This is a genomic window from Ruegeria sp. BHSA163 (assembly GCF_059613365.1).
Window position 1 is genome coordinate 38,512 of the sequence record NZ_JBXWSJ010000038.1, and the last position, 7,929, is coordinate 46,440.

Here is a 7,929-nt window from a genome sequence, read left to right on the forward strand (position 1 = left end):
CAAGGTAAATCCAAACATAGGGTTTTATCGGTTCACTCAGTTGGAACCTTTAGACTTCGGATTACGATAGGTCGAACACCTAGTGGTCGTTGCATATGGAAATGCAGCTGTTTGTCCCCGGATGATACCGGCATGAATATTGGGCGCCGGTTGCGCGGCGCCCAAATTTTAAATCCGCTTTTGTGCCTTCTTGTCCAGCATAACGGACCTTACCATTTTGCCGAATGCCTTGTCTCGAGCGCGGGCTTGCGCGACGGATTCTGAATTGTGCAATTCCTCACGTCGCAACTTGCGCCAACGATCAAGCCGTGCGGCATCCAATTCTCCCGCGGTGATAGCTGCCTGAATGGCGCAACCGGGTTCTGACAAATGTTGGCAATCAGAAAATCGGCACGCTCTCGCGAGGTCGATAACCTCCGAAAACACTTCATCTACACCCTCTTCGGCATTGAGCAACCGCAATGCCCGCATTCCAGGTGTATCGATAAGCCATCCGCCGTTTCGCATCTTGATAAGGGCGCGCGAGGTCGTTGTGTGCCGTCCTCGCGCATCATCTTCGCGGATACCAGCCGTTGTGTTGGACTGACCGGTCATCCCGTTTGCCAGCGTCGTCTTTCCAACGCCCGAGGACCCGACCAGAGCGCCAGTCTGACCCGTTGGGCACCATGACAGAAGATGTTGGATATCAGCCGCATCCAGCGCATTTACACTCAAGACAGTTATGAATGGAGCCAGGCTTTCAGCACGCGAACTATAGTCTGCTACGTCCTTGCAGGTATCGGCCTTGGTTAAGACAATCACAGGATAACATCCCGCCTGATGTGCCAGCGCCAGATATCGTTCGAGCCGAGGCAGGTTGAAATCAGCGTTGCAAGAGCTGACGATGAACAAGACGTCGACATTTGCTGCAATTAACTGTGACTTGGCATTTGTACCAGCTGCACGTCTTTGAAGCAGGCTGCGACGTTCCAACAAACGCTGAATGCGACCATGTTCATCGGCCAGTACCCAGTCGCCGACAGCAAAATCTCCGGTCGACTGATTTGGGGTCGTTAAAGGCACCTCGCCCTCAGGCGATAGGCCTATAAGGCGATCTCGATGAACCGCTGAAATACGATATGGATTCAGTGAGGCATCAACCGCGTGTTGTGCGGCAAAATGAGAGGACCATCCAAGGTCCGAAAGTGAAAAAACCATTGTTCTGCCTGTTTTCAGGTCAAAAGGCCAAGGGATGGCGAACGCGCATCCTCAGGTCGTGTGTTCAGGCAATGATCAGTTTGTGTGTTCTCAGAAACCATCAGCCCGAAGGGTCATTGCTACAATCATAAAGGCCCTCCTGCCGCTGATAGAATTTACGCGCGATACACGTTCGAGAGTGAGAGGCTGGACATCGACCCAAGCGGGGCTCGTTGTGGCTGCTTCCTTCCGGACCTGACCAGGTTGGCGAGGCGCTCGCCCGCGCCAACCTCTCACCGTGTGATATAAGTGTCAGGACATAAAATGGCAACCCATCACAGCGTGAGTTGGACTTGCATAAAGCCTTCGTCATCAAGTCCCAAATCAATCGGTCGGTACTCTGCAAGTTCATCAATGTAATTCCGCGCATTAGGCCCGGTTTTGAGGATTGCAGTTCTGCTGCCCATAGGGGCAAAAGAGAACGGTTTTACTGTTTCGGCCAATAGGGTTGGCTGCAAATTCCCGGCCAGATAATCACGCAGTGCATCCTGAATGCGAAGCGATGGCAAAGAAATCAGTCGCGGGTTTTTCGCAACTGGAAAGTCGCCACCACCATTTGCCCGATAGTTGTTTAAAACGACGACAAAAATCTGATCCTCCGTGATTGGCGTGCCATTGAAGCTTGCGTCGAGAATGCGTGAATTAGCAGCGTCTACCAGGCTACCGTCACAGTTAAAACGGGCAGGTTTTGAGAGGTCGATTTGCCAGGTCGCTCCGTAAAGGATGTCAAAGTTATGACCCGTCCAATGTGGATTAGTCAAAAGATGGGGGCCGTCTTTTGATAGCTGACTGAACAAGCCTGCAGACATTTCAAGCCAGTCCAGAATCTGTGCCCCGTTTGCAAGGACGGCGCGAAGTTCGTTTGGAAAAACGTGAATGTCCGCAACATGGCGCATCGAAATTTCACCGGCAGGCACATCGGTGTAGTATCGTGGTCCTGCCCTGCCACCGAATTTGGCTGGTGCGACTGCTGAGAGTACCGGAATATCCGCAAATTGCGTGTTGGCTAGAAACGGCTTCACAGCTGCGGCCTGTGCCTCGGCCAAAAGACTCAGGCTCCTGTCGGACCCACAATAAGAGAAATAGCTGTGCAGGGGTTTCGTAATTCGTCCAACCGGCTCGGCAGACTGTGCCTTGGTCTCTACATGGCCGGCCGCGAAAAAAGCCGAGATTTCTGCGTCCTCCGCCACTGTGGATCCGTCAACGTCCGATTGGATTGATCTTAGTTCGGCCTTGCTATTTTCGACCCGCCATTTTTTGTTCTGATCCCGTTTCAGGGATAGGTCAATGATCCCCAAATGTGATCCTGCCCATCCGGGCATAACGACGGGTTTGTCGTGTACAAGACCTCTTGCGTGGTCGACGTGTTTTAACCCCGCGTGCCCAGGACCCGGCAGTGTCAGGTGCGTGTGCCCTGCTATGATCGCATCAATGGCGTCTATTTCCGCCAAAGGTATTGCGGCGTTTTCCTGACCGTTTTCAAAAGTATCGGCTCCTAATCCGGTATGGGCCAGGGCCACAACCAAATCGCACCCCAATTGCTTCAAATTTGCGGCAGTGTGATGGGCAGAAGTGACAATATCCTCAACCTCGGCCTTACCTTTAAGTTTGTGGGCTTCCCATTGGAGTGTTTGCGGTGGCAACACTGATAAAACGCCGATGCAAATCGGTTCGTTATTGCCGTTTAAAACAACCGAGCGAGGAAGGATTGCATAAGGATGCCAAGGGCTTTTCAGGGCCTTGTACCGCATATTCGAACACAAAATCGGATACGTGGCCTTTTCAGCGATTTGTTCGAGAAATGCGACTCCGAACCCGAAGTCATGATTGCCCAAGCCTACGGCATCATAACCCAATGCAGCAAACGCTTGTGGTAGTGGATGGGTGTGCCGAATGGTTTGGGCTGCCCACTGACCGTAGGGTGTGCCCTGTAGGGAATCGCCGTTGTCAAACATCAAAACAAGGGCGTCATTCTGAACGGCTTGTTGCCGTGCTTCGCGGATCAAGGTTGCGGTTCGGGTGAGTCCGATCCGTGTGTCCGTGCAATCAGCGTAATAGTCGTAGCCAGTCACGTTCATATGGATATCGGAGGTGGCCAGAATCCGAATCATGGCGCGGTCGTCTTTGCGCTGGCCTACCGGCACTTTTGGTTTGGTGATCAAGTTATGAGCTTCTTGCGGTCAAAATATTTGTTTGTTCATAATGTTCGGGACGATTGCGACTTCCGCGGCGATTGTGCGGTTTTTCAAACGCGACATTTGCATTTTGCCCGATGAACGCCCGTTGCACCAGAGGGCAAGACGTGGCAGCCCTTGGTTCGGACTTGAGGGAGCAAAATAGTGAAACGCGCGGAACAGGTAACATTCGGCGGTTCGGGTTTGGACCGCGCGGCGCATATTCGAGGTGACGCGAAAATGCTGGCCAAGGTAAAGTCTGGTGGGGCCGCTAAATGTCATTTGATTTGGCGCGGTAAGGTTCTTGTGCAGGGAGAGGGGTTGGATTCACTTGCATCGGTCCCAATGCATCATGACATAATAACACAGGGGCCTGGCGGCGCGGTTGAACAACCTGTTTTTCTGGGTCTTGGCGATCAAGATGTGCCGCATTTTGCAATGGACATTTCAGGTTGGGACGCAGAAGGGTTGGACATTTCCGGTGTCGGCGCATTTGTAGATGGAAGTGAACAGCAGCATCCAGATTTGCCAACAGGCCATGTTTTTGCTGAGCTGCGTCGAATCATGACAAGGCTGTCACCGCGGGATGCGGAATTGGCCGCCTCCGCAAAGGCGGTCGTGGGGTGGCACGAAACGCATCGCTTCTGCGCCCGTTGTGGCGCGGGCAGCGAAATCTCGCAAGGAGGGTGGCAGCGCAGTTGTCCTGCGTGCGGGGCGCAGCATTTTCCGCGAACCGACCCCGTGGTGATCATGCTGATAACCCATGGAAATTCTGTGCTGATGGGACGGTCGCCCGGATGGCCGGAGGGGATGTATTCTCTGTTGGCCGGATTTGTGGAACCTGGTGAAACGCTAGAGGCCGCCGTCCGTCGTGAAGTGATGGAAGAAGCTGGAGTTCCCGTCGGCGCTGTGCAGTATTTGGCGAGCCAGCCTTGGCCTTTCCCGGCGTCGCTTATGATGGGGTGTTCGGGTCAGGCTCTGTCGCGCGACATTCAAATTGATCCGGTCGAAATTGAAGACGCCATTTGGGTCACCAGAACAGAAATGATGCAGGCTTACGCAGGTGAGCATCCAAAGCTGCTGCCTGCCCGAAAAGGAGCGATTGCACACTTTCTTTTGCAAAACTGGCTGTCAGACACGCTGGATTGACGAAAGCTTGGTTCGTAACAAAGACTAATAAGGCAAAAATGAAGTTTTCAGCGCAGGAAGACATCGAAGCTCCAATCGATGCGGTATTCGCCTTTGTGTCGGATTTCGATAGATTCGAGCGTTTGGCCGTTCGGCGAGGCGCTGACGTGCGACGAATTTCTGCGCAACACTCTGCAATCGTTGGAGCCAAATGGGAGACCGTAGTCAAAGTGCGAAGCAAACCTCGCCAGATCATGGTTGAAATGACTGAATTTGATCGGCCTTCTGCGATAAAATTTAGGGCCAACAGCAAAGGAATGAAGGGTGAAACTTCGATCGAGCTTCTAGCACTTTCCAAGGGTCGCACACGCTTGAAAATCTCAATGTCGCTAGCGGCCAAGACCCTTACGGCGCGTTTGTTGTTGCAATCCCTTAAACTAGGGCAGTCACGTGTCCGGCGCCAGTTTCAATCGCGACTGAGTGACTTCGCCCGCGATGCGGAGGAACGTTACCGTCACAGCATGTAGCCCGTCCACAGGTGGGTTTGGGTGCGCAGTGTTACGGTGACGCTGATCGTTAAATTGTTCTTCAAGGAGTTTCGTTCAGCTGTAAGACAGGACTGGTGCAGCGCTTAGCGGGGGTCCGAGATTCGTTGGTATAAAAGTTCTAGCCTCTTGGCCGGGCCGCAGGGTACACGCCCAAAATTTCGACATTCGTTGTGAAGTGTTCAAGTTCGTCGAGGGCAAGTTGTACATTTCGGTCTTCTGGGTGGCCGACAATATCCGCGTAGAATTGCGTCGCAGTGAAAGATCCATCGATCATGTAACTTTCCAGCTTTGTCATGTTAACGCCGTTGGTGGCGAAACCGCCCATGGCCTTGTACAAAGCCGCGGGGATATTGCGCACCTGGAAAACGAAACTCGTGATCATTTCATGTTCGCCGCGTCGCGTCGTGTCGGCTTGCGGTGACATAACAAGAAAACGGGTAGTGTTGTCGCCGCGGTCTTCAACGTGCCGGGCCAAAACATTCAGACCATAAATCTCACCAGCCAATTCGCTGGCCAGGGCGGCCGAATGCTTGTCACCCAGTTCGGCGATCTCGCGGGCGGCGCGCGCATTGTCAGGGCTGACCCGGCCACGAATACCGTGTTCTTTAAGGAAACCTTCGCATTGTGGAAGCAACACTAAGTGGGAGTGAGCTTCGGTAATATCTTCTAACGTCGCGCCGGGCACTCCCAAAAGGTTGATATGAACCCTAACAAAGGCTTCTTCGATAATATGCAGCCCACTATGAGGAAGCAGTCGGTGAATGTCGGCAACACGGCCATAAGTGGAATTCTCCACCGGCAGCATCGCCAAATCCGCCTCGCCGGAACGGACCGATTCGATAACATCTTCAAAAGTTCGGCAGGGAAAAGCATCCATTTCTGGCCTTGCATTGCGGCAGGCTTCGTGGCTGTAAGCGCCGGGTTCCCCTTGAAAAGCGATGCGTTTGGTCATTTGATCGATTCCGTGCAACAAGTTCCCACATTGGGCGTTTCGTCGCGGTGTCTATACCTTGCCTCTTGCGAGGGGAAGCCTTAGACACCCCGAAGACAGCTGAAATGGACTCGCGATCAATGTTCGACACGATGACAGTTACCAAGGCCGCAGCCGGCCTGTTCGGAACCTTCCTTGCGCTTCTTCTGGCCAAATGGGGCGGAGATATCCTGTATCATGTGGGTGGCCACAGCGCGGAGGCTGCTTACGTGATTGAGACGGAAAGCGCCGGTGAAAGTGCTGATGGTGAAGAGGTTGTGTTCGAAGAGCTTTTAGCAGCTGCAGACCCGGAGAAAGGTGCCCGTGTGTTCCGCAAATGCACGGCTTGTCACAAGCTGGAAGACGGCGCAAATGGCACAGGTCCGTACCTGTACGCTATCGTTGACCGGCCGGTTGCGTCGGCCAAGGGCTTTACCGGCTATTCGGCGGCCATGCAGGCACATGGCGGCAATTGGACACCCGAAGCGCTTGATGCGTTCCTTGAACGTCCAAGCGGCTATATCTCGGGTACTTCGATGAGCTTTGCCGGCCTGAAAAAGCCTCAAGAACGCGCCGATTTAATTGCATATTTGCAAACCATCGGAAATTGATCCTGCTATTCCATCGCAAAGATTCAAGGCCGCCGCAAACCGCAGCGGCCTTTTTTTGTCTGATGAAATCTTCACAAAGCGTTCACGCAGTCTAAACTTGCAACAGGCAGTGTTGGACTTTTACCTAACATGAACGACATAAAAACCGTGATAGACACCAGAGGATGAGCACTATGATCTCCCTTTCGCCATCAACGCGCGTTTCAAAATTCCGGCCATGGGTGGCGGTTTTGGGTTTGTCTGCAACCGTTCTGTCAGGTGACCCAGCGCTGGCGTCAGAAGACAAGGTCACAAGCAGTCACGGATATTCCTATTTCGGGAATCTGGACTACCCGGCGGATTACACTCATCTGAACTATGTTAACCCAGATGCGCCCAAAGGCGGGGAGTTGTCTTTGGCGGCTTCGGGCACGTTCGATTCGCTCAACCCCTATTCCCGCAAGGGCCGCTCTGGTGCGTTGACGACATTGCAATACGATCGTCTGATCGAAAGTTCTGACGACAGCGTAGGGCAGTACTATGGGGTTCTTGCAGAAAGCCTGGAGTATGATGAGGGGCGCAACTACGTCATCTTTCACATGCGCCCGGAGGCAAAATTCTGGGACGGGACACCGGTCACCGCCGAAGATGTTGTTTACAGTCATAGACTGTTTATTGAACAGGGCCTCCCTTCTTACGCGCAGGCTGTAGGTCGGATGGTCACCGGTGCCGAAGCTTTGGACGATCACACCGTCAAGTTCACATTTAACCCAGAAGTTACAAGACGAAGCCTGATCGAAACGGTGGGTGCTACTCCTGTTTTCTCGAAAGCTTGGTTCGAAGCTGACGAATCTCGCAGGTTGGACGAACCTCGGCTCGAGGTTGCCGTTGGCTCCGGGCCTTACCAGCTGGATAGTTACGACATTAACCGACGCATCGTTTACAAGCGACGGGACGACTATTGGGGCAATGATGTTCCTTTCAATCGCGGGCGAAACAATTTTGACATTATCCGGGTAGAATACTTCGCGGATCAAACGGCTGCCTTCGAAGGTTTCAAGGCCGGAGAATACACGATGCGCATCGAGAGTGACCCAAAACTTTGGGCCACCGGATATAATTTCCCGAAGCTGAACGAAGGATCAGTGGTTCGAGACGAAATTCCTGACGGCAGCCCACCGACGCCTTCTGGGTTTGTGTTCAATCTTGGTAAACCTCAATTTACCGACAAGAACGTCCGCGAGGCTTTGGCTTTGGCATTTAATTTTGAGTGGACAAACGAG

General features: G+C 53.1%; 7 protein-coding genes and 1 other RNA gene. 4 read left to right on the forward strand and 4 right to left on the reverse strand.

Translation table 11 applies throughout. The features are described from left to right. Positions 1 to 168: 168 nt before the first annotated feature. The 3 genes from rsgA to AC2FNV_RS16765 all read right to left on the reverse strand — a co-directional run bounded on the left by rsgA (position 169) and on the right by AC2FNV_RS16765 (position 3,347). The gene (gene rsgA, locus AC2FNV_RS16755) at positions 169 to 1,197 is read right to left on the reverse strand and encodes a ribosome small subunit-dependent GTPase A (RefSeq protein WP_170603327.1); all 1,029 of its coding nucleotides are present in this window, start codon (positions 1,195 to 1,197) and stop codon (positions 169 to 171) included. A 176-nt stretch (positions 1,198 to 1,373) separates the two neighbouring features. Beyond that, positions 1,374 to 1,472, reverse strand: an RNA gene (gene ffs / locus AC2FNV_RS16760) — signal recognition particle sRNA small type. A 39-nt stretch (positions 1,473 to 1,511) separates the two neighbouring features. Further along, positions 1,512 to 3,347 (reverse strand): bifunctional 2',3'-cyclic-nucleotide 2'-phosphodiesterase/3'-nucleotidase, encoded by a 1,836-nt coding sequence (locus AC2FNV_RS16765; protein ID WP_170603691.1) that lies wholly within the window; start codon positions 3,345 to 3,347, stop codon positions 1,512 to 1,514. Between the two features lie 228 nt (positions 3,348 to 3,575). Here AC2FNV_RS16765 and nudC point away from each other — a divergent pair, with 228 nt between their 5' ends. Together nudC and AC2FNV_RS16775 are read left to right on the forward strand one after the other, a co-directional pair. Further along, positions 3,576 to 4,559, forward strand: coding sequence for an NAD(+) diphosphatase (nudC, locus tag AC2FNV_RS16770; RefSeq protein WP_170603329.1), 984 nt, complete (start codon positions 3,576 to 3,578; stop codon positions 4,557 to 4,559). A gap of 38 nt (positions 4,560 to 4,597) precedes the next feature. Beyond that, positions 4,598 to 5,065, forward strand: coding sequence for an SRPBCC family protein (locus AC2FNV_RS16775; protein ID WP_170603331.1), 468 nt, complete (start codon positions 4,598 to 4,600; stop codon positions 5,063 to 5,065). A 139-nt stretch (positions 5,066 to 5,204) separates the two neighbouring features. Here the strand turns inward: AC2FNV_RS16775 and AC2FNV_RS16780 are convergent, their stop codons facing one another. Then, on the reverse strand, positions 5,205 to 6,038 hold the full coding sequence (locus AC2FNV_RS16780; RefSeq protein ID WP_170603332.1) for a prephenate dehydratase: 834 nt from the start codon (positions 6,036 to 6,038) through the stop codon (positions 5,205 to 5,207). Between the two features lie 119 nt (positions 6,039 to 6,157). Between AC2FNV_RS16780 and AC2FNV_RS16785 the strand changes: the two genes are divergently transcribed. Both AC2FNV_RS16785 and AC2FNV_RS16790 read left to right on the forward strand, forming a co-directional pair. Then, a complete protein-coding gene (locus AC2FNV_RS16785) occupies positions 6,158 to 6,667 on the forward strand; it encodes a c-type cytochrome (protein WP_170479668.1) in 510 nt (169 codons plus the stop codon). A gap of 173 nt (positions 6,668 to 6,840) precedes the next feature. Then, the coding region (locus AC2FNV_RS16790) for an extracellular solute-binding protein (RefSeq protein ID WP_496773929.1) at positions 6,841 to 7,929 on the forward strand (1,089 nt) is incomplete at its 3' end.